Consider the following 23,496-nt stretch of genomic DNA (forward strand, 5'->3'; position numbering starts at 1 on the left):
TGCGATTTTAACATTAAAAAGAGCAGATTACTAATGAACTTATACTAATATGGTACAGGAATTGGAAAAACGCACCCGTATTGACGTAGCCGATGTGCTGCGCGGACTCGCCGTTATGGGCATCATTGTATTACATTCCATTGAACACTTTAATTTCTATTCATTTCCCGATACGAGCACTCAGAGCGCGTGGCTTAACTTTTCAGATAAAGCCATTTGGGACGGACTCTTTTTCATGTTCGGAGGAAAGGCTTATGCTGTGTTTGCCCTGCTTTTTGGGTTTAGTTTCTTTATTCAGGATAATAACCAGCGTATGCGTGGCAATGATTTTCGTTTGCGTTTCTGCTGGCGATTGATATTATTATTTATTCTTGGTAATATAAATGCGGCCTTTTTCACGGCTGAAGTATTGGTACTCTATTCTTTAGTCGGATTCATTTTACCACTTACCTGCCGACTGAAAGATAAATGGCTGTTTATTCTGGCATGTGTGCTTCTGATACAGCCATTGCCACTTTATTATGTGATACATGCCTGTGTAGACCCTTCTTTTGTGACTCCTTCTATTCCGACAGGTAGTTACTGGGGAGCGGCTTTCCAGGTGCAGAGTCACGGTACATTTCTTGAAACCCTGCGTGTGAATTTGTGGGAAGGGCAGATTGCCAGTCTTGCATGGGCTTGGGACCATGGACGTGTGTTTCAGACTGCTGCTCTTTTCCTGTTCGGCTTGTTGATAGGACGTCGGGGACTTTTCCTGAAGGAGAATCTGAAGTTCTGGAATAAGGTACTTTGTGGTGCTCTTATCGCTTTTTTCCCTCTGTATGGATTGGGCAATATGTTACCGGACTTCATTGCTAATAAGTCTATTCTCACCCCCTTGTTACTTATCATAACTTCCCTGTCCAAGTTTGCATTTATGCTGATATTGGTGTCGGGTGTTATCTTTGCTTTCTATCGGACAAACCTGCACGACTGGTTGATGAAGATTACTCCTTACGGTAAGATGAGCCTTACAAATTATATTACCCAGAGTATCATTGGTTCGTTGTTGTTCTATAATTGGGGACTTGCGCTTCACTCTCAGTTGGGTATAACAGCCAGCTTCCTGGTAGGAGTAGTGCTCTTCATCGTGCAGCTCGCTTTCTGCCGGTGGTGGATGAGCCGTCATGCGCACGGGCCGCTGGAATATTTGTGGAAGCGGGCGACTTGGTTGAAATAAAGTATCATTTTACACCCGCTATTTTTGAGAAAATGTTCTTTCCGTTCTTTCAGATCTCTCTGAATTCCCTGTTCATCGGCATTACGGCTGAAACTTCCAACCTTATAGTTGCTTCAGGTATCTTTCAGCTGAAACACCGATGAACAGGGGGACCGGGGGGAAACTGAAGGCTGAAAGAGGAAAAAGAACACTTAAATGTATTGAATAGTATCTGAAAACAAGTAATGATGTGATCCGGAACAAGTAATGTTGAGAATGATTACATTGCTTGTTCTCATCCACAACAAGCAATGTAATTTCAGGCAAGTCCGATTCCGTGACTTTTAACGTCTATATATCGGTGGTGTTGGATATATAGATACTGCACGTTCGATATATAGATGCAACACGTCCGATATATAGATGTGGCATGTCCGATATATTGACTCTTATTCCTTTCCATATCATAATGCTGGGTTATTATAGATATTTCTCCCACAGATAGCGGAGCGGACTGAGTAAATACGCAGTTACGCTCCGTTCATTTGCTATACTAGAGAGCTCTTCTTTAAAGCTCCATGGTTTACTGTAGTAAGTGCATGAATGTCTAAAATTCTAAAAAATGTCTGTCATTTTATTGTCTAAAATAATTAAAGTAGAGTCTATTTTTTAAATATGAAAGTTGCTTTTATTGGCATATTACCGGAAGAGAAACTATTAGCCGACACCTTATTCGGAAAATATGAGCTTTCGACTAATACAGTAACTTTCTTAGTGCTATCCAATATTATAGTGGCAGCTTCTTGATTATCTAGAAACATTTTCAAATCAGGATTAATTTCCTGCTCGTTATGGATTAGAATACCATCAGCTTTATATTGAAATGGAGTTATATCGGTGGTATATATGTCGTAATACACATAAATATGGGCATTTGTATCTATAAAAATCCCATCTTTAGTTTCATATTTTACGACAACATCCAACATTCTCTCGTTTAGAATTCCATTTTCTTCTTCATTATTATGGCAACTACACAATAATGGAATTAATAACAGTACTATTATGGAATATTTGTTAGCATTCATGTCATTTAAAATATTGGTCCAGGTGCAATATAAATTCTATACCATCCAGTTGTATACTGGGGAGACATATTTAAGAAGTAGGGAGGCTCTCTCTTTCTACTAGGTGGCCGTTTCATAGCAGTTGTATCTTTTAGGATAGGATCTCCAAAATTAACAATAACTTGTCCTAGCTCATCATTTCCTACAGTTGTTGTAACTTCATAAGTAACATTTCGACTGACTCTCCCACTAGCCCCGAATTTGGGTCCTATTTTGAGGGATTCTTTTTTCCCCATGTCATAATCAAAATTAGCCGCAAACTCAGTATCTGTAGAAGTAAGTTGACGAATTACTTGAACTGCATCAACTTCTTCTATTGATATTTTTATACTACTACTATAGTCTTCAAGATTCCAAGGGAACAAAGGTATTGGATCTGTAAATAAAACTCTTTTGAGTGTCATAGAAGAAATCGTGTAAACATCATCTCTAACACTTTCTCCTCTTCCTCCTTCTGTTTTTCTTCCACCTGTAATGCCGAATAGATCAGTGGCTTTAACTCTAAAATAAGTTATGAGTTCATTGCCAACAGCTGTTTTGGAGCCAACATAGGTTTTAACCTGAAATTCAAACTCTCCATCAGTCCAATGTCCGCCTTTGAATTGAGGGTCATCTGATTGCTCACTAATTTTTTTTATTATGCCATCTGGATCACCGAGCATTTCGAATCCCCAAATGTATTCTCTATATTGGTTATTAAAAGGACCGTTAGGATTTGATGAATAAATTCCATAATAGACGTAATCTCTTTGCCAGCCATTAGCACTTTTCTTATATGCCTCTTTTAGTATTTTAAATCTAGGATCCATCTGGGGGATATATTGTCCTTCTCCAGGCCGTGTAGAAGATCCTCCATTTCCCCCTGTCCGGTTAGATTTCGTTTGCATTGTATTATTGAAAGCATCATTTACAAACATTAGTTTAGCATTCAATTCATTTCCTGCAATTTGCTTTGTTAATGGAGAGTTATTGGCAACAATACGTTCATTTTCTTTAATGACGACTACTGGAAATAGTGGGATTTCATTTGGTGCAAGTATTCTTTCATTTTCAAATTCGTCAACTATGGGTACTTCATTAGAGGAGGATAAACGAATAGCTACCTTAGGAATCATATCATTGGTATCCCATATTTCCGCAGAAAAAGTCTCTTCGGGTAACTCCGGTACATATATAGTAAGCGTTGGCAATGAGTTTATAATGATGGATAAAGAATCTTCTGAGATATATTTCAAAAGACTTTCTTCAATAGTATTTCCATTGCGATCTTTACGTTCTTTTATAATTTGGTATAGTACGTCGTAATCATAATTAATTTTTTTAAGGGCTTCTTCTTTAACAATATCTCTGATATCTTTATTCTCTGATAGAATTTTGGCAAAAGCATATCCAAACTGTTTTTTTAGCTGATCTTTAGATACTGTAGCTTTCACCTCTATTGTAGGACTTGTAGTTAATTCCTCTTTATTACATGAGGAAATACAATACATAACTCCAAATAAGCAAACTAATGCTAATAGGCGATAGTTGACTGCTAGATTCTTTAATTTTTTCATGATATATTGTGTTTAAATGGTTGTATAGTATTATAAAGGTAAATATCGTATATATTCAGTTTTATTGGAAATGATGTTTAAAGAATAAATTTACCTTGTAAGCAAGTATCATCTGAAGAGATTTCTATATAATATATACTTGAATTTTGTAAGGTTAGATTAACAAAGACTGTTGTTGGGCTTATATATTCTTGTGAAGAAACAGTTTCACCTGTAGATTCTCTAATAATTTTGATAGTAACAGTCTGCATGGCTTCCTCAAATGATACGGATACTACTTTATTATATAAGTAAGCATGTGCAACTTGTGGGATACTACTTCTATTTATAGGTTTGTTCGGTTTAAAATCCTTTAGTGGAATTTCTCTTTCTGTATTGTTATATTCCACCATACTTCCATTTTCCTGTGCTTGGATGGAGCAAACAATAGTAAATGCGGTGATTAATATGATTAAAAGTGTTTTCATAAAATTATTTTTTTGATTATGTTATGTGTGCAAATTAAGAGATTGTTATTCATAAAAACAACTCTGGAGGTGTGTAGCTTTTGTGTAGTTTTGCTTTCTCAGATGTAGTTTCTGTTTAATGTGAGGTCTCTTTTCGGATAGAAGTGATAGCTTTGATGAAATTATCATTTTTGTCAAGTTGCATTTTCTTTTCAAGAATGCTGCTCCGTCTTTTATATATGCTATTAGGGGTTCTGCTCAAAATGACTCCAAGTTCCTGTATGGAAAAGCCTGACAAGTGGATGCAACAAAAGAAAATGTCTTTATCAGTCAGTAATGGAAAGTTCTTTCTCAGGTGTGACGTATATTCGGGAATCAAACAATTAATCTCCCTTATTAATGACTTTTGGTCATCGTTTGTTAATTCTGGTTTTTCTGTAGACTTAGCATTAATGTCATTTTGATGATTCAATATGCTTTGTGCTTTCTTATAGAAGGCAGTTTCCTGTAATTGGCCTTTTACTTTTTCTATATCTATTCCCATTGTCTTTATACTATTTTTCTCAGATGATACTTTCTTATATTTATATTGTCTTATAAATAGATAGCTCCCTATTATAAGTATGCATATACTGATATATAATATCCATCTTTTTACGGGGAAATCAGATCTATATTGGGGTGGGGTAGGAGAATAAAACGTGCTTGCCGACAATATATAGAGATTTTGATTGTGTGCACTATCTTGATAGGCAGAGTAAAGCCTCTCCAGTTTAAGTGATTCTTCTAATTTATTTGATTTTTTTGCAATATCGGCAAGGCGCATATAAGCATTGGCTTTGGTGACGTATTCTTGGGTATGCAAGGCTTTATTGAAATAGAACCGGGCAGAATCATATAGTTGTGCTTTGTAGTAGGCGTCTCCTAACAAGAGGTATCCTTTGGTATATAATGTAGTGTCAGTTAAGAGGGTAAAGTTTTCTTTGGCGTATTCTATAGCTTCTTTACCCTTCTGCATTCTACTATACAAAACACTTAAGGAAGATGCAATGTCAGCTTTCAACATATTGTAGGGAAAGTGTTTTGTAAATTCTAAGGCTTGTAATAGTAATGATTCAGCGTGCTGGTAATATGCTTTTCCTTTTTCTATATTTATACTTCCGCGTTTGGATAAAGCTTCAACCAAGTTGAGTGTATCTTTTTGCAAGGCTGCTTGCTGTTGTAGCAATTGATACATAGAATCGGCCTTGTTATAATGGTTTTCTTGATAGTAAATGTTGCCTATGTTGTTATATATCAATGATAATAGCTTTGACCTTTCGCTGCGCTTGGCATAATTGGCAGCATTTATGTATAGGGGTAATGCATGGAAATAGTTATTCTGATCTCTTAGCACACCTCCCCAATGGTAATGAGCTTTAGCCTGCATTGGTATATCCCCAATAGAGTCGTAATATTGCACAGCGATCCGTATCAGTGAATCATCAGTTTGCACGATATAATTTTTATCCCTTGCTTGCGTTAGCAATAAAGCATAATAGGCTCGGTCCGCTTGCATGTTTAGTTGTTGCGGTTCTATACTTTCCAGTATGTGCAGGGCACTGTCCGGGTACTCTTCCATCACTGAATCTGCTTGTACCAACAAGGCGTAAGATTGGTGGCGTTGAGTACATGAAGTGGATGAAAGAAATCCTAGCAGCCATATTATGATATAGAATGTTCGTTTCATTTTGGTCGTTGTAAGGTTGGTTAAATGCAAAAGTATCTTTTTTTTAGAAATATGACTAATTTAATTGTACCTATTTGAGAATACTATTGAAATAATTGCATTTTGTCATTTTGTATTTTTAATTAGCTGAGAATACTTTATTCCTGTACGGTTGCTCATTGTGGCGGAAATATGGAAGTGAAAATAAGCAAATGTCAGGTTGATAGTGTGATATCGAAATGCTTACATTTATTATAGAACTCAAAGTACCTTAAAAAGTACACTAATAGGTGAAAGTTATGATACAAATAGGTCCGCTACCTATAAGTAGTAACCCTTTTACCCGTAAGTAGTAACCCTTTTGCCTATAAGTAGTAACCTTATTGACCGTAAGTAGTAACCCTTTTCTGCATAAAGAGCTTTCTAATCTGCAAATATATGCAATAATGGAGTATCTTTATGCTTTATTTATTCGTAGAATACTTTGGAATGTAAATTTAGAAACTGATGTGTGTTACTTAAAATGTGAATATGCTGTCGTTCTGAACGTAAAATGATCGATGTTTTGTCTTTTGTGTATTTGAAAGCTGTCTTCCTTTATAGGTGTAAATTTAGCCGCCGCTATCTGATACGGCAGCTAAATTTATAGGACCTGTTCCCTTTATTTATCGGTGGTAGGCGTCAGCAAGTATTTCAACTCTTCCAATTGATAAACGCTTGGCATATAATGTCCGTTGATGACAACTGACGGAGTATGACTGATGTTATTCCGTTCGCAGTACTCTTGCTGTTGTCTCCAAAGCAGTTGTGCAACATCGTTAATATTGTATCTCTCTACATCAGGTATTTCCTGAACTTCAAACCATACTTCCAGCAAGTAAGTAGCTTTGTCCCAGCCTTCTGAGAGGTAAGCGCTGAGAATGGTTTGTGCTATATGTGCGCTCAGGCGGTCGTTTGTATAGATAACCAGTGAGATGGATATGTCTGCTGATATTTCCCGGATATGGCGATGTACTTTGGCGCATGCTTTACAATTGGGGTTTACCACTACCATTAACCTGTCTTTTGTGCTATCGGCAGAGTTATGCAGAGCTATATCCGGGTGAATCATCGTTCTGACTTTAGGTTTCAAAGCCAGGAGTTTCTGAAAAGTGATCGGATTGAGCAGACCGGATAGCTTGTTTTTTAGAAAGTGTTTCTCTTTGTCCGAAGAAACAAGTGCTTTAGCCTGTATCCAGAAAATCACGCAGATAGTGCTGACTGCAATCATTGAGAAAAGAATTCGGATTGAAAACCTCCATTCGAAATTATTCCTTATGATATAAAGTGCTACGGCAGTCAGCCAGACCGAGAAGGTGGTGAGCATACAAAACAGGCACGCTTTACGAATAAAGAATATCTGATATATGACGGAGTACAAGGTGAATGCAATTGCAATGAAAACAGACAGGGCTGCCAGAAGATGGAATTCCTTTGGGCAGACAGCAGTGAAAAAGAACATGGTTGTGAAATACATCCACGATAATTCTCCAATACCTATTCCTGCAATATTTGCGCCTTTGGATTTGAGTACCTCATTGCAATCTATAACCTTCCCTATGTGGCAGAAGCGGTGTAGAAAGTGATTATCCACCATTTCTCTGTATAGAATGATAGTAGAAATGAGAATACCACAGACCAGCGCGGAAAGATAAAGTGGTAATCCTGTGGGGTAGTTTCTACTCCAGATTGAAGAAAAAACTAAGAGGACGGATATAATTCCCGCAATCAGTATCCTATGTTGCCGGCACATATAATGAATATTGCTGAGCAAGCAGTGAGATTCACAGACTGTTTTCGAAGTTGTTTCACCAAACAGGACAGTTCCTGTCCACTGGTGCGCAAATAGCTTTCTGCTTATGGGCATGTGGCTAACTTCGGCAGTCGTGATGATGAGCCGGTCCCGTTCTATCTTTTCGACAAGGCAGAATGTGGAATGGCTTGTTTCCAATTGGGTGATAAACGGACCGTGTAACTTCTCCAGATACTTCGGTTGAAGTTGGTAAACTACGTTATTTACATGAAGTGCGTTTAAGGCATCGCTGATACCTTGCATCGTGTTGCCCAACGGACTGTCGAGCAAACGGCATACGGTAGTCCTGCTCACTTTTACGGTCAGTGACCGTAAAAAGTGATGGACTACTTCACTGGTGGCATTGTCAACTCCCAGCATAGTCTTGATTTATAGTTAAAGTTTAGGTTAGGTTCTTTGTTAAAGTGTAAAGTATCCGCTCAACAGGGCTTCTCCCAGTTCAATTTCCAGATAGTATTCTCCCGGCTCTGTTGCGTTTAATTCAATAGTGATTAGCGTAGGATTAATACTTGTTCCGGAATAAACATTTACTCCGGAAGCATCTGTGATTGTAATACTTGCAGTAGGTGCATCACAGTTGAAAACTACAGTGACTATATCATTATTAATATAGGCACTGGCGGGTTGAATAATGATGCTCCTGGCTACAGGACCCCCTTCTTTGGGACCTGCCGGATTCAGAGGAATTTCTCTTTCATCATCATCGGTCAGAAAAAAATTCTGGGCGTGCAAAGATGTGCTACCCATAACTACTACTAATACGAAAAATACAGATAATAACTTTTTCATAAGATATACTTTTAATTTGTTATGACGGTGGCAAATTTAGAGAGAATTTATCCAATAAAAGTGTATAAAAAGTGTAGAAATGTAGGGAAACGTCTTGCTATTGGAGCATTTTCCCTTATTTTTATAGAAATTGTTCTAAGAAATCCCGGAGTGAAATTGATTTATCAGTGCATTTCATCTTTTGTTCCAGTATTCTTTTGCCTTTTTTATATATGGCATCTCTACTACATTCCATTAGATATCTGAAATGACTGGTGGGTATATCTGTTAAATGCAGGCAACAAAGACATATCTCATCCTGAGATAAGGGATACTTTGCAGCTAAGCGGATGGTAATGTTATTCCAACGTACATCAGTTTCTGCTATTAGTTGTTTCCAGTCTTCTTCATTGAAATGTTCGCTTGATTTATCTGTCTTTTTATATGCTTGAATAATTCGTTTCATCTTTACGTGAACCTCAGAATGTTCATAAGATTCGTTGAGCAAGGCTTGGCGTTCTGTTTTCAGTCTATGCAGTTCTTCTTTTAAACTGTCTCTTTCTGCTTGATTGTTGTTGTGCCGCGCTATTTCTTCTTGCAAAAGATTGATTTGTTCGTTCTTCTGTTGGAGTAAATCTTCTAATTTCTTATTTAGTTCTATTTCCTTTTGCTCGAAATTGCTTTTTTCCTTTCTATGTTTTTTCCATAAAATGAAGAATAACGATAGGAAAATCGCTATTCCGATAATCATATAATAATAGAATTGGTTTAAATTAGCTTTGTATTCTAATTGTTTACGTTGTATTATGATATTTTTCTCGGTTGTGACAATTGCTACATTCTGTTGCTTTTGTTGAACACGATTCAGATAGAAAGAATATTTTCTTTCCATTTCGAGTGCTGTTTCTAATTTCCCTTGCTTTTTTGCTATATCAGCTAAACGCATGTAAGCACCAGCCTTTGTATATTCATCTTCACTGCAAAGGCTTTTATTTAGAAAAATGGATGCAGAATCATATAAGGCTATTTTGTAGTAGGCATCACCTAAAACTAAATAAGCCCTATCTAAGGTGTTTGAAGTTTCTTGATTGTTGAGGTTTAACTTGGCAAATTCTACAGCTTTTTCTCCCATATTCATGCGTCCATACAGTAGACTTAATGAATAAGCTGTTTTAGCTACCATCTTTTTTTGAGCAATATGGCGTGATATTTTGAATGCGTGAAGTATTTCCTGTTCTGCTTCATGGTAGTATTCCTTTCCTCTGTCAATAGCAATCATACCCCGTTGTGATAAAGCATCTGCCCAAAGACCGGAATCTTTTTCTTGAATAGCTATTTTCTCTGTAATTTGATAGATTGAATCAGCCTGTTCATATAATTTCTGTAGAAAGTATAGGTTGGCTATATTATTGTATATATATCCGGTTAACTTATGGTCAGAAGTTTTTTGAGCATAGGATATGGCAGTGAAAAATCTGCTTAAGGCTTGCGGGTAAATTTCTCTGTTCCTCCAAATGCATCCCCAGTAATAATGGGCTTTTGCCTGCATAGATGTACTTTTAATGGAATCATAATACTGCACTGCTACACGTATAAGGGAGTCATTCTCTTGGAAAATGTAGTTCTTATCTTGTGCTTGTGTCACTAACAAAGCATAGTACGCCTGGTCTTCTAATGATTTTAATTTCTCCGGATAGATTTTTTCTAAAAAATGTAAGGCACTGTCGGGAGATTTTTGCATGAGGGAATCTGCTTGTACAAGTTGGGCGTTCGGACTGGTACGAGTACAAGCCACTAATATGCAATATGCGAGTAATAGTGCAGCTAAGGTAGTGACTTTCATTGATTTATCATTTTTTGTTGCAGCCTGCAAAAGTACCCGTTTCTAATGATAAAACAATGTAATGTCAGTCTGTAAAATAAGTACCCCCCTATTTATGAATTTGAGTTCATAAATAGGGGGGTATTGAATTAAAGTATGTTTTTTTGTCAGGTATGTAACTCCAGAACGAAGCGACAGCCCTTGGTATAGCTACTGTCCAATGTCAGGCTACCATTCATTTTTGTGGCAATCAGAGAGCAAATGGGCAATCCTAAACCATCCCCTTCTGTAAGGTCTTTCACTTTAGTGAAAGGTTTGAACAAGTCTGCTTGTTCCTCCTCGGCAATACCACTTCCCGTATCACTGACAATGAATTGGTGGGTGTGTGCTCCGCGCTTTTTAAAGTCTAACCAGATTTTACCACCTTCAGGGGTAAACTCGGCTGCATTATTCAGCAAATGGAGAAGAATACGTTCAAGTTGCTCCGGATTGGTCTTGACACTGAGTTTCGGAGCATTCACGGCAGTGGCTATGTCTGGCTTCAGGCCGCTTTTTATCTTATCCATAACACTTTCACAGAAAGTGTTGATATTGATTTCACGCATTTCGTATGCTTCAGAGAGCGTGCTTTCTAAATCGGACAACTCTTGAATGTGCTCAGCAAAGCCTTTCAGTGCACGGACGCCCGGTAAGGTAGTATCTAGAGTATTCAGTGTCGGCTCCATTTGTGAGGAGATATTCTGGATAAACTTAGTTTTCAGTTCATTGTGCTCATTGGCTATCTGTATGGCTTTCTTTTGTTTCCGGGTAAGAAGGACAAAACGAAGCAATACGATACCGGCTAATACCAGTGCGGTGGCCAGTAGTCCGGCAAGGATGCAAAGTCCGATGATAATGTACTGCTTGGCGGATAGTGAACTGTCTTTTTCCTCAATAGTTTTCAGGCTATCGTCATATTTACGTTTCAGCACGTTTAGTTCATCTTGGGCGGTAAGGGCTTTTACCGAGTCGCTCCAAAGAATGTATTTGTCGTACGTACGGGCTACCAGTCCGGCATTGTTTGCCTTGCGGGCAATATCGATCAAGGTTTTGTATGACTCGTCTACCTTTGCATAATTCTTCTGTTCCTTATATTGACTGATCAGACGGTTGATATAAGCATCTCCTTGTGAGTTCATCCCAAAGGTATAGTAGTAATTGGCTTGGGTGTAAAGCAAATCATTGTTGAGTGAATCATTTTTGGCTGCTTTGGCTGTCTCTTCCAATTTGACCAGTTGTTCTTTGGCACGGGCAGGATTCTTGAGGTTGATATACATTTGCAGGCGTTCCTTATTGATACGGAAACGCAGGTCGGGCATCGTCTTGCCACTTTTCTGCTCACCGTCTGTAACCAATAGTTCGGCACCGCGCAACAGTTCAAAAGCTTCTTTATAATAGTTTTCCCGATGGTAGAGAGCACTGGCGTTGACACCACATTCTACTGCTTTATCATACTTTGCCTGAGAGGAAAAAGCATTGTAAGCCTGGAGGAAAAGATAGCGGGCTTTGATATATTCTTTTTTTGCGAGACTTTCCTGTGCTTGTTTCATTAGTTCATCGGCACGGTTCTGTGAATAGGCTTGGCTGCAAATGCAGAAAGCGGCTAAGAAGAGTAGGGTAATTATCTTTCTCATATATGATTCATTTTATTTGCTTACAAAGTTAAGACATTCTTCTGTAGGTTGTACAAGAAAAGCGCTTAAAAACTTGACTTATCTCATTTTTCTGATGATTAGGGTATATGTAATTATATACTGTTCCGTATGATCTCCGTATCTTTTCCGTGTTATCTCCATATCTTCTCCGTACTCGCTCCGTACCTCCTTCGTATCTATAGAGTACGGAGCAACTACGGAGCGGGTACGGTGCAGGTACGGCTCGGGTAGGATAGATGGCAAGGATTAGTATTTGAAACTGCTCCCTCCCAGGAACTCACGCAGAAGTGATGTTGGCGGGATTTCCTTATCTTGTACCGGAGTAAAGTATTTGATGAATTTCAGCAACCGGTATGCTTCGGCATACTCCGGACAATTGCGTGGGACGCTGGTCAGTATCGGTTCAGCGTGGCAACGCAATACGGCAAATTCAAACAGTAGTGCGGAGTTGAACATCACATCGGCGTTCTCCTGGTAAGGGAAGATCCATTTGTCTTCTCCGGCACGCACGCTGGGCCAGCGGGAGATGGTTTCGCGTGCCGAATATCCCCGATAGTTGAAGTCGCGGATGATACGGCGCAACAGGCGGTTATCCGTTGTGGGTATCCAGTTGTGGTCGTCCAGAGAAATGGTAGTCAGGGCAGATACATAGATCTTATATTTGTTTTCTGCCGGTATCTGCGGAGTGAGTTCCGGGTTCAATGCATGAATACCTTCCAGGATGAGGATGGTATGTTCGTCAATCCGTAACTTGTCCCCTTTGTATTCCCGTTGTCCGGTAGAGAAGTTGAAACTCGGTAGATCAATTTCTTCGCCTCGTAACAAAGCTTTCAGGTCTTCCTCGAACTTTTTGAGATCGAGTGCATACAACGATTCGTAGTCATAATCTCCGTTAGCGTCTCTCGGAGTGTCTTCGCGGTTCACAAAATAATTGTCCAGGGCGATGGGGTATGGGCGAAGACCATTTGTCATAAGTTGTACGGAAAGACGCTTGCTGAAGGTGGTCTTACCTGAAGAGGACGGGCCGGAGATAAGTACCAGTTTTACGCGGTTGCCATTTTCACCCCGATTATAGATATCATCGGCAATCTGAGCTATCTTTTTCTCTTGCAGTGCTTCTGCTACGTTGATTAAATCAGTGGCATGTCCTTCTTCACAGGCGAGGTTAAAGTCACCGACATTGCTTAATCCCATGATATAATTCCAACGCAGATGTTCCTTAAATACATCCAGCATTTTTTCCTGCTTGACGACTTCTTCCAATACATTAGGATTTTGCCTGTTGGGAATGCGAAGCAACAGCCCATCGTAATATTTCACAATGTCGAACAGCCAGATAAAGCCGGTGCTGGGCAGTAGATTACCATAATAATAATCAATCGTATCTTCTAATGAATAATAATAGGTATAGATAGAGCCGGAAGTTTCCAGCAACTTTACTTTGTCTGTCATCCCCCGTTCATTAAAGATGCGCACAGCTTCGGTTGTGTGACATTCCGTGCGGCGGTAGGTGATGTTTTTGTCTATGATTTCCTGCATGCGCTTTTTAATGGCGGATACATCTTCCAGCGTAATTGTGCGCCCAATGCGCAAGTTGCAGAAGTAGCCTTTGGATACAGGGTGTTCTACAAATAGTTTGCCGTCCGGAAACAATTCGTTGACAGCTTTGTACAGCACAAAGCAAAGACTGCGCACATACGTCCGCAAACCGGAAGAGTCACGTATATCGAGGAATTCTACATCTTTATTATTGTATACCCGGAAGTTCAGCCCTTCGGATCGGTTATTAACTTTTGCACTGACAACCTGATAGGGGAAATTAAGATTAAAACCGTAATAAATATCCAAAAGTGAACTCCCGATGGGGAATTCTTTAGAAATATTATTATTTTTGCAACAAATTTGTAACATGTGTTTCATGACGTCTCCTTTTTAGGTGATTAATACGTTAAATATAGATATAATAACAGATGTGGCATAAAACCTTCTAATTAATTAAAGATGGAATATTCTTTTTATGATTTTTTAAAGCTGCTTGGCTCGCTGGCATTATTCCTGTACGGAATGAAGATAATGAGTGAAGGACTTCAAAAGTTTGCCGGTGACAGGCTCCGGAAAATTCTAACGGCAATGACTACCAACCGGGTAACCGGTGTACTGACGGGTGTGCTGATCACGGCACTGATTCAATCCTCTTCCGCAACTACTGTTATGGTAGTGAGTTTTGTAAACGCCGGGCTGTTAACTTTATCCCAATCCATCGGCGTAATAATGGGAGCCAATATCGGTACTACCGTTACAGCATGGATTATTTCGGCGTTAGGTTTCAAAGTTGATATAGCCGCTTTCGCACTTCCTCTACTGGCCTTCGGTATTCCTCTTCTCTTCTCTCAAAAAAGTCATCGTAAGTCTATCGGTGAATTTATTTTCGGTTTCTCTTTCCTCTTTATGGGACTTTCCATGCTGCAATCCAATGCGCCGGATTTGAAAGCAAATCCGGAAATGTTGGCCTTTGTGCAAAGCTATACCGATATGGGATATATTTCTATTCTGTTGTTTGTGTTTATCGGTACTATTCTGACTATGGTTGTACAGGCATCGGCAGCAACGATGGCAATTACGCTTATCATGTGTGCTAATGGATGGATTAGCTTTGAATTGGGGGCTGCATTGGTATTGGGAGAGAATATCGGTACCACCATTACTGCCAATCTTGCCGCATTGACCGGTAATACGCAGGCGAGGAGGGCTGCATTGGCTCATTTGGTGTTCAATGTCTTCGGCGTTATCTGGGTACTTTGCCTTTTCACTCCGTTTACGAGTGCCGTATCTTGGTTTGTGGAAAACGTGATGGGAACGAAAGATCCTGCCGTAGCTGTTTCATTTAAGTTATCGGCTTTTCATACTTGCTTTAATATCTGCAATGTATTGCTGCTGATCTGGTTTGTAAAACTGATAGAGCGTACGGTTTGTGCCATCATTCCGCAGAAAGAAGCTGATGAGGAATATCGTCTCCGCTTCATTTCCGGTGGCATGCTTTCTACAGCGGAGCTTTCTATTTTGCAGGCACGCAAGGAAATTCATCTGTTTGCGGAACGTACTCACCGTATGTTTAATATGGTACAGGACTTGTTGCATACGGATAAGGACGATGATTATAATAAGCTGTTTAGCCGTATCGAAAAATATGAGAATATCAGTGATAATATGGAGTTGGAGATAGCCAATTATCTGAACCAGGTGTCTGACGGGCGTTTGAGTTCGGAGAGTAAGCTTCAGATTCGCGCAATGCTTCGTGAAGTAACTGAAATTGAGAGTATAGGTGATAGCTGTTATAATCTTGCGCGTACTATCAATCGCAAGCGTCAGACTAATCAGGATTTCACGGAAAAGCAATATGACCATATTCACTTTATGATGAAACTGACGGATGATGCGTTGGCACAAATGATTGTCGTTGTAGAGCGTTCCGAGCATCAAAGCATCGACGTGAATAAGTCATTCAATATTGAGAATGAAATTAATAACTATCGCAATCAGCTGAAGAATCAGAATATTCTGGATGTGAATAACAAGGAATATGATTATCAGATGGGCGTTTACTATATGGACATTATCGCCGAATGTGAGAAATTGGGTGATTATGTGGTGAATGTAGTAGAGGCTAGTAGTGATGTAAAAGAAAAGAAAGCGTCTTAGGACGCTTTCTCAAATTCTTCTTTTCCAACTCCGCATAGCGGGCAAACCCAATCTTCAGGAAGATCTTCAAACGATGTTCCCGGCTCAATGCCATTTTCCGGATCGCCCAGCTCAGGGTCGTAAACGTAGTCACAAACGGTGCAAATGTACTTGTCCATAAAACTATTTTTTAGGTTTTCTGTATAAATAACAATAAATCCCGCCTTTTTGTTTCCGGTTTTGCTTTGAAAGAGATATATTTGTTTCGTATTTATTGTAAATGAACTCTTTATGACGATACTAATTCTGGTCGGTATGGCGGTGCTTGTAGGAGTACTGTTATTATATGTATTTGAACTTGGTAGAAGTAGACGCCTGCTGCTTAAAGCAGGAAATGCCAGGAAAGCATTACGCGGTTCCGAAGAACTGTTTCGTTCTATTATGCAAAATGTCCATGCTTTTATTCTTTTGATAGATAGGGATTTTGTAGTAACCCGGACGAATTACTATGATATCACCAAAGCCCGTAAGCCGGAAGGCAGACTGGTTCGTGTGGGAGATTTATTGCGTTGTAACAATGCATTGTCTGCCGAAGGTGGTTGTGGAACACATGAACTTTGCGGCAATTGTCCTATCCGAAAGAAGATTGAGGAAACATTTCGTGCTAAAAGTAGCTTCACGGATTTAGAAGCTATACTCGATATACAGGATAGGAGGGGCGAAGTAGCCGAATGTGATACGTATGTTTCCGGTGAATACATGGAAATAGACGATAAGGAGGGTATGGTAATTACTGTACATGATATTACCCGACTGAAGAAAGCGGAAGCGGAATTGAACAGAGCCCGTGAAAAAGCGGAAAATGCAGATCGCTCCAAATCAGCTTTTCTTGCCAATATGAGTCATGAGATACGCACACCGTTGAATGCCATTGTCGGTTTCTCCGAATTGCTGGCTTCTGCCAGTACGGAAGAGGAGAAGACGCAATTTCTGGAAATAGTGCATTCTAACAACGAGTTGTTGCAGCAGTTGATTGCTGATATTCTTGACCTTTCAAAAATAGAGGCAGGTACATTGGAATTTACATTCTCGGAGGTAGATGTCAATCAGTTGATGTTTGATATAGAACAATTGTTCCGTATGAGACTGGAAGATAAATCTGCCGTTATTCAGATTATCAGGGAAACACCTCCTGATGAATGTGTTATGTATACCGATAGAAATCGTTTGCAACAAGTGGTTTCCAATTTTATGACTAATGCTGTGAAGTTTACAGATGAGGGTAGCATTACTTTTGGCTATAATCGTTGTGCTGAAGGTCTTTATTTTTATGTGAAAGATACCGGAAGCGGTATTCCGGAAGATAAGGTAAATCATATTTTTGAACGCTTTGTCCGGGTAGAGCAGAATAAGAAAGGTACCGGTCTGGGGCTGGCTATCTGCGAAATGATAATTCGTAAGTTGGGTGGAAAGATTGGTGTGGAGTCTGAATACGGTAAGGGATCTACATTCTGGTTTACCCTCCCGATTAATGGACGCCAGATTAAGGAACAAGGCACGGAGATTGATGGCAAGACTAACTTATAAAAAGATTTAATAACATTCGCTATCCCAAATTAATATTGTATTTTTGCGGCTCTTAATTAAAGCTAACAATTTGCATGACTGCAATGAAGGATGATTTTTATCATGGCGGACTTACTGACGACGAAGTAAGAAAAAGCCGCGAAAAGTACGGAGTCAATCTGTTAACGCCCCCCAAGCGTCCCTCCCTGTGGAAGTTATATCTTGAAAAGTTTGAGGATCCTGTTGTCAGGGTGCTTTTGGTGGCTGCACTATTTTCTTTGATCATCTCGATCGTAGAGAATGAATATGCCGAGACAATCGGTATTATTGCCGCTATATTGCTGGCTACGGGAATCGGTTTCTTCTTTGAATATGACGCCAATAAAAAATTTGATCTGCTGAATGCAGTAAATGAGGAAACTTTGGTGAAAGTTGTCCGTAATGGTCGTGTGCAGGAAATACCTCGGAAAGATGTGGTGGTAGGAGATATTATTGTCCTGGAAACAGGAGAAGAAATACCGGCTGACGGTGAACTGCTGGAAGCCATATCTTTGCAGGTGAATGAATCAAATCTGACCGGTGAACCCGTTATAAATAAAACGACTGTCGAAGCGGATTTTGATGAAGAAGCTACGTATGCTTCCAATCGTGTGCTGCGTGGTACTACCGTTGTGGACGGTCATGGGACAATGCGAGTGCTCAGTGTGGGCGATGATACGGAAATCGGAAAAGTGGCCCGACAAAGTACGGAACAGAGTACGGAACCTACTCCCCTGAACATACAGCTTACCAAACTTGCCAATCTGATTGGTAAGATCGGCTTCTCGGTGGCCGGACTGGCATTTGCCATTTTCTTTATTAAAGATGTAATACTGGTATATCCTTTTTCAACCTTCCACACTTTTGCAGACTGGCTTCCGGCATTGAAAGCTACCCTGCAATACTTTATGATGGCAGTAACCCTGATTGTGGTTGCAGTGCCCGAAGGGTTGCCGATGAGTGTGACGCTCAGTCTGGCATTGAATATGCGCCGTATGCTTTCTACCAATAATCTGGTTCGCAAAATGCATGCTTGCGAGACGATGGGGGCAATTACAGTGATTTGTACGGATAAGACGGGTACATTGACTCAGAATCTGATGCAAGTTTATGAACCGAGCTTCTATGGTTTGAAAAATGGTGGAGAAGTCGGTGAAGATGATATCAGCAAACTGGTGATAGAAGGTATCAGTACCAATTCTACTGCTTTTCTGGAAGAGATAGCCGAAGGTGAAAAACCGAAAGGAGTCGGAAACCCGACAGAGGTAGCCTTGCTTTTATGGTTGAATAGCAGGAATCGGGATTATCTGGAATTACGTGAGAATGCTCCGGTTGTGGATCAGTTGACTTTCTCTACCGAACGTAAATTCATGGCGACTTTGGTGAAGTCTCCTTTGATGGGTAAGAAGGTATTGTACGTGAAAGGTGCTCCTGAAATTGTTTTAGGCAAATGTAAGGATGTTATTCTGGACGGCAAACGGGTAGATGCGGTAGAGTATCGCTCTACGGTAGAAAAACAATTGCTGGGTTATCAGAATATGGCGATGCGTACTCTTGGTTTTGCTTTCAAGATCGTGGAAGATACGGATACAAGGGATTGTGTGGAATTGGTTGCCGATCATGATTTGTCATTCCTGGGTGTGGTTGCTATCAGTGATCCTATCCGTCAGGATGTGCCTGGGGCAGTCTTGAAATGTCAGTCGGCCGGTATCGATATCAAGATTGTTACGGGAGATACACCGGGTACGGCTACGGAAATAGCACGTCAGATTGGTTTGTGGAAACCGGAAGATACGGAACGCAACCGGATAACAGGGGCTGCTTTTGCTGATCTGACGGATGAAGAAGCACTCGACCGTGTGATGGATCTGAAAATAATGTCGCGTGCGCGTCCTACAGACAAGCAACGTCTGGTGCAGTTGTTACAACAAAAAGGTGCAGTGGTAGCCGTAACGGGAGACGGTACGAATGATGCTCCTGCACTGAATCATGCACAGGTAGGTCTTTCTATGGGTACGGGAACGTCTGTGGCTAAGGAAGCCAGTGACATAACCTTGCTTGACGATTCTTTCAATAGTATCGGTACTGCCGTGATGTGGGGACGCTCGCTATACAAGAATATCCAGCGCTTCATTGTCTTCCAGTTGACTATCAATTTTGTGGCTTTGCTTATCGTTTTGCTTGGTTCGTTGATAGGTACGGAATTACCGCTGACTGTAACTCAAATGTTGTGGGTAAATCTTATTATGGATACTTTTGCTGCTTTGGCTCTGGCTTCTATTCCGCCCAGCGAGAGTGTTATGCAAGAGAAACCGCGCAGTAGCAGTGACTTTATTATTTCGAAAGCCATGCGCTCCTATATTTTAGGTGTAGGTGGTGCTTTCCTGATTATACTAATGGGAATGTTGTACTGGTTTAATCATGCCGAGGGCGGTATGACACCGGAACGTTTGACCATATTCTTCACATTCTTCGTGATGCTGCAATTCTGGAACCTTTTCAATGCACGTGTGTTTGGTACTACAGACTCCGCTTTCAAAGGGATTTCCAAATCGTATGGTATGGAACTGATAGTACTTGCTATTTTAGTAGGACAGTTCCTTATAGTACAGTTCGGTGGTGCCGTATTCCGTACTGTGCCGCTTGATTTAGTCACTTGGGTGATTATTATTGCTTCCACTTCACTGGTATTATGGGTGGGTGAGGCGATACGTTTCATCCGACGTTTAACTCAGAAATAAAATGAAAGAAAAAGGAATTAAAAACCTTATTATCGATTTTGGTGGCGTATTGATTGACTTGGACCGCCAGCGTTGTATTGAGAATTTTGCAAAGTTAGGCATGCCCAATGTAGAGGCTATGCTTGATGTCTGTCATCAGCAGGGTTTCTTCTTGCAGCATGAAAAAGGACTGATTACCAGTGCGGAGTTTCGGAATGCGATTCGTGAGCAAATAGGGAAGGTAGTGACCGATGCCCGTATAGATGCTGCCTGGAATAGTTTTTTGGGAAGTATTCCTACCTATAAGTTGGATTTGTTGTTGAAACTGCGTGAGAAATATGTAGTCTATCTATTGAGCAACACCAATGAAATTCACTGGAAATGGTCCTGCAAGCATGCTTTTCACTACAAGGCTTTCCGGGTAGAAGATTATTTTGAGAGAATTTTCCTTTCTTATGAAATGAAGATGGTGAAACCGGACGTTGCCATTTTTGAGAAGCTGTTGGAGGAAACAGGCATAGATCCGAAAGAAACTTTCTTTATAGATGATTCTACTGAGAATTGTCGTGTGGCGGAAACATTGGGTATTTCTACCTATACGCCGAAAGCATGTGAAGACTGGAGTCATCTGTTTAAGTAACCATTAAAAATTAAAGTAGTGCAGTTGCTTCGTAACATACCGGAGGTGCTTCCTCAGCCTTGTGTTGCTACCATAGGCTTTTTCGACGGAGTACATCGAGGACATCGGTACCTGATTGAACAGGTGCGCGAAGTAGCTGCTGCACATGGTTTTGCTTCGGGGGTGGTGACTTTTCCTGTGCACCCGCGCAAGGTGGTACAGCCGGAGTATCACCCTGAATTACTGACCACTTATGAAGAAAAGGTTGCTTTGCTCGCTGAAACCGGTCTGGACTATTGCATGATGCTTGACTTTACTCCTGAAGTTGCCATTCTTTCAGCAAAGGAGTTTATGTTGTTCCTCTACAATCATTATAATATACGTGCCCTTGTTATAGGATATGATCATCGTTTTGGTCATAACCGTAGTGAAGGTTTTGATGACTATGTACGCTATGGGCAGGAGTTGGGGATAGAAGTTATTCTTGCACATGCATATATAGATAAGGATGTTGCAGTAAGCTCTTCTGTTATCCGGCAATTGCTGTCGGAAGGTAACGTCTCGGAAGCTGCTTCTTGCCTGGGATATGATTATTTCTTGAATGGCATAGTAGTAAGTGGTTATCGTGTCGGTCGTAAAATAGGTTTTCCTACTGCAAATCTTCGGGTGGATGATCCGGATAAGTTGGTTCCTTCTGATGGGGTATATGCAGTGCGCGTTACCGTAGCAGGTCAGAGTTATGGTGGTATGCTCAGTATTGGCTATCGTCCTACAATGGCTAACGGTACGGATCGTAGTATTGAAGTGAATATATTTAATTTCCATTCAGATATTTACGAGCAATATATCTGCCTTTCTTTTGTCCGCTATCTTCGTCCTGAGTTGAAATTTGATTCCATAGATGAACTGATTGCCCAGCTTCATAAAGATAAAGAAATAGCTTCCCGTTATCTTTAATATCTCCTTTTCTGTTTATATTTCTTGTATGATTATCGAAAAACGTACTTTTTTTATTGTTTTTCGATAAATATTTTCTGTTTTACTTGTTAGTCTCAAAAAATACCTTTTTATTTGCATATCGAAAAACGATAAATTATTATTGAATAACAAAACATATAAAGGTTGACGATTATGAAAAAGGCATTTATGAGTATTTCTTTATTAGTGATTTCCCTCTCCATGTTGATGGCTGTTCTTTGCGGTATAGGAGCTACCGTTTGATGATTTGATAGAGAAAATATATCTTTGTAAACTCTAAAGGACGACAACGATGAAAACTGCAATAAAACTGGCTCTTATTTACTTGGCGATGCAAATTCTCGGGGCATTGGCAGTGGGGCCATTCACTATGATCTATGCGTATGTAAAATACGGTACTGTAGACAGAGCAAGCGAATTTGCCTTGGCTCCCACTCTGCTGGCAGGATTTGTTTTTATGCTGATTTATTTGTGGCAAAAAGGCTATTTGACAGGAGATAAGAGGTTATACTCTCCAGTGTCTGTATCTTATTTATCTTGGAGTGCTATGATGGGAATTTCCATGATTTATCTGATTGATTTTTTAATGTCCCATCTCACATTTTTGCCTGACTGGCTGAGCGATACTTTTGATTTATTGCAATCCGGTTGGTTAGGGATTATTTGTGTAGCTATATTGGGACCCATTTTGGAGGAGCTACTGTTTCGTGGAGCAATCACTAAAGTTCTTCTGAAGAAGTATAATCCGCTAGTAGCTATCTTAATATCCGGTCTGATATTCGGTATCTTTCATATGAATCCGGCGCAAATGGTAGGAGCTACGCTGATCGGTTTTATTCTTGCATGGATCTATTATAAGACACATAGTCTGATACCTTGTATTCTGATTCACATCATGAACAACAGCCTTTCTGTCTATCTTGCTCTTAAATTCCCGGATGTGGAATATAGCAGTGAATTAATTGGAGAAAAAGCTTATCTGACAGGTCTCGTAATTGCTTTCCTTTTGTTTATATTGTCCTGGAGAATGATGAATACCTATAAATTATCTAATACAACTACTGAAATATGAAAAGGAGATTGAATATTCTTTGCGTGATCGTATTGCTCGTGCTGGGTTATTCGGTTTTAGAAACTACTTATTATGTCGGTTTGGGAATTAAGGCCGGGATCGAGAAAGGTTTTGACTCTAAGATTGATGCAAAGGCTAAAGAAGAGATCAGCAATGTGCAAGTAGTGCAACTGGTACCAAAAGATTTAGGCGGAGATATCTTGATTGATTCTGTTTATAATGAAAAAACCGGTGAATATGTACCTGCTGCTTACGGGCAAATGATAGTCAGTGTGAATACACAACCCAGTGTTTTATCACGGATTGTTTCTCTCCTGATTCTTATTTTAAACTATGTTGCCATTGTCTGGGCTGTAGTACTTTTTATCCGTCTTATTGTGTCGATCAATAAATCCGATATATTCAATTGGAAGAATGTCCGGCGTCTCAGACGTTTAGGAGTACTGCTTATTATTGGTTTTGTATGTACCTTCCTTCTTGCGTTTCTGAGTTTTCATAACGTGGAAAAAGTCTTTTCAGTGACAGGTTATTCATTGAGTATGGCGGATATGGTGCATATTACTTCTCTGGTATTGGGGATTTCAGCCCTGATTGTAGCAGAAGTTTTCGCTATCGGACTGAAAATGAAAGAAGAACAGGAATTGACAATTTAA

The 23,496-nt window shown here is 39.9% G+C and carries 18 protein-coding genes; 8 read left to right on the forward strand and 10 right to left on the reverse strand.

What is annotated here, in order from left to right; translation table 11 throughout:
• The first annotated feature begins 49 nt into the window (after positions 1-49).
• Positions 50-1,219, forward strand: coding sequence for a DUF418 domain-containing protein (locus K429_RS0112845; protein WP_022209699.1), 1,170 nt, complete (start codon positions 50-52; stop codon positions 1,217-1,219).
• Positions 1,220-1,860: 641 nt separating this feature from the next.
• Here K429_RS0112845 and K429_RS0112855 read toward each other — a convergent pair.
• From K429_RS0112855 to K429_RS0112895, 9 genes are all read right to left on the reverse strand, one after another.
• On the reverse strand, positions 1,861-2,286 hold the full coding sequence (locus tag K429_RS0112855) for a hypothetical protein (RefSeq protein ID WP_026367174.1): 426 nt from the start codon (positions 2,284-2,286) through the stop codon (positions 1,861-1,863).
• A gap of 5 nt (positions 2,287-2,291) precedes the next feature.
• The gene (locus K429_RS0112860) at positions 2,292-3,881 is read right to left on the reverse strand and encodes a hypothetical protein (RefSeq protein ID WP_026367175.1); all 1,590 of its coding nucleotides are present in this window, start codon (positions 3,879-3,881) and stop codon (positions 2,292-2,294) included.
• A gap of 77 nt (positions 3,882-3,958) precedes the next feature.
• A complete protein-coding gene (locus K429_RS0112865) occupies positions 3,959-4,348 on the reverse strand; it encodes a DUF3244 domain-containing protein (RefSeq protein WP_026367176.1) in 390 nt (129 codons plus the stop codon).
• A 115-nt stretch (positions 4,349-4,463) separates the two neighbouring features.
• Complete coding sequence (locus K429_RS0112870) at positions 4,464-6,056, reverse strand: tetratricopeptide repeat protein (RefSeq protein WP_026367177.1); 1,593 nt, start codon at positions 6,054-6,056, stop codon at positions 4,464-4,466.
• 640 nt (positions 6,057-6,696) lie between these two features.
• A complete protein-coding gene (locus tag K429_RS0112875; RefSeq protein WP_026367178.1) occupies positions 6,697-8,247 on the reverse strand; it encodes a vitamin K epoxide reductase family protein in 1,551 nt (516 codons plus the stop codon).
• A 39-nt stretch (positions 8,248-8,286) separates the two neighbouring features.
• Positions 8,287-8,676, reverse strand: a complete 390-nt coding sequence (locus K429_RS0112880) for a DUF3244 domain-containing protein (RefSeq protein WP_026367179.1) — start codon at positions 8,674-8,676, stop codon at positions 8,287-8,289.
• Between the two features lie 121 nt (positions 8,677-8,797).
• Entirely contained in the window at positions 8,798-10,498 is a 1,701-nt protein-coding gene (locus K429_RS0112885) for a hypothetical protein (protein ID WP_007211915.1), read from the reverse strand.
• 146 nt (positions 10,499-10,644) lie between these two features.
• On the reverse strand, positions 10,645-12,150 hold the full coding sequence (locus K429_RS0112890; protein WP_007211916.1) for a sensor histidine kinase: 1,506 nt from the start codon (positions 12,148-12,150) through the stop codon (positions 10,645-10,647).
• Positions 12,151-12,417: 267 nt separating this feature from the next.
• Entirely contained in the window at positions 12,418-14,091 is a 1,674-nt protein-coding gene (locus K429_RS0112895) for a nucleoside kinase (RefSeq protein ID WP_007211917.1), read from the reverse strand.
• 81 nt (positions 14,092-14,172) lie between these two features.
• Between K429_RS0112895 and K429_RS0112900 the strand changes: the two genes are divergently transcribed.
• On the forward strand, positions 14,173-15,870 hold the full coding sequence (locus K429_RS0112900) for a Na/Pi cotransporter family protein (RefSeq protein WP_007219478.1): 1,698 nt from the start codon (positions 14,173-14,175) through the stop codon (positions 15,868-15,870).
• Here K429_RS0112900 and rd read toward each other — a convergent pair.
• A complete protein-coding gene (gene rd, locus K429_RS0112905; protein WP_007211919.1) occupies positions 15,867-16,028 on the reverse strand; it encodes a rubredoxin in 162 nt (53 codons plus the stop codon). The genes K429_RS0112900 and rd overlap by 4 nt on opposite strands.
• 112 nt (positions 16,029-16,140) lie before the next feature.
• On the opposite strand from rd, the gene K429_RS0112910 reads away from it, so the two are divergent.
• The 6 genes from K429_RS0112910 to K429_RS0112935 all read left to right on the forward strand — a co-directional run bounded on the left by K429_RS0112910 (position 16,141) and on the right by K429_RS0112935 (position 23,496).
• Positions 16,141-17,436 (forward strand): ATP-binding protein, encoded by a 1,296-nt coding sequence (locus K429_RS0112910; RefSeq protein ID WP_026367180.1) that lies wholly within the window; start codon positions 16,141-16,143, stop codon positions 17,434-17,436.
• A gap of 74 nt (positions 17,437-17,510) precedes the next feature.
• Complete coding sequence (locus K429_RS0112915; RefSeq protein ID WP_026367181.1) at positions 17,511-20,195, forward strand: calcium-translocating P-type ATPase, PMCA-type; 2,685 nt, start codon at positions 17,511-17,513, stop codon at positions 20,193-20,195.
• Between the two features lies 1 nt (position 20,196).
• The gene (locus tag K429_RS0112920; protein ID WP_007211922.1) at positions 20,197-20,814 is read left to right on the forward strand and encodes an HAD family phosphatase; all 618 of its coding nucleotides are present in this window, start codon (positions 20,197-20,199) and stop codon (positions 20,812-20,814) included.
• A gap of 18 nt (positions 20,815-20,832) precedes the next feature.
• Positions 20,833-21,750, forward strand: coding sequence for a bifunctional riboflavin kinase/FAD synthetase (locus tag K429_RS0112925; protein ID WP_026367182.1), 918 nt, complete (start codon positions 20,833-20,835; stop codon positions 21,748-21,750).
• Positions 21,751-22,063: 313 nt separating this feature from the next.
• Positions 22,064-22,843, forward strand: coding sequence for a type II CAAX prenyl endopeptidase Rce1 family protein (locus K429_RS0112930; RefSeq protein ID WP_026367183.1), 780 nt, complete (start codon positions 22,064-22,066; stop codon positions 22,841-22,843).
• A complete protein-coding gene (locus K429_RS0112935; RefSeq protein ID WP_022209706.1) occupies positions 22,840-23,496 on the forward strand; it encodes a DUF2975 domain-containing protein in 657 nt (218 codons plus the stop codon). Before K429_RS0112930 ends, K429_RS0112935 begins: the two co-directional genes overlap by 4 nt.

It is taken from the genome of Bacteroides sp. 14(A) (assembly GCF_000526555.1).
Classification (GTDB): Bacteria; Bacteroidota; Bacteroidia; order Bacteroidales; family Bacteroidaceae; genus Bacteroides; species Bacteroides cellulosilyticus.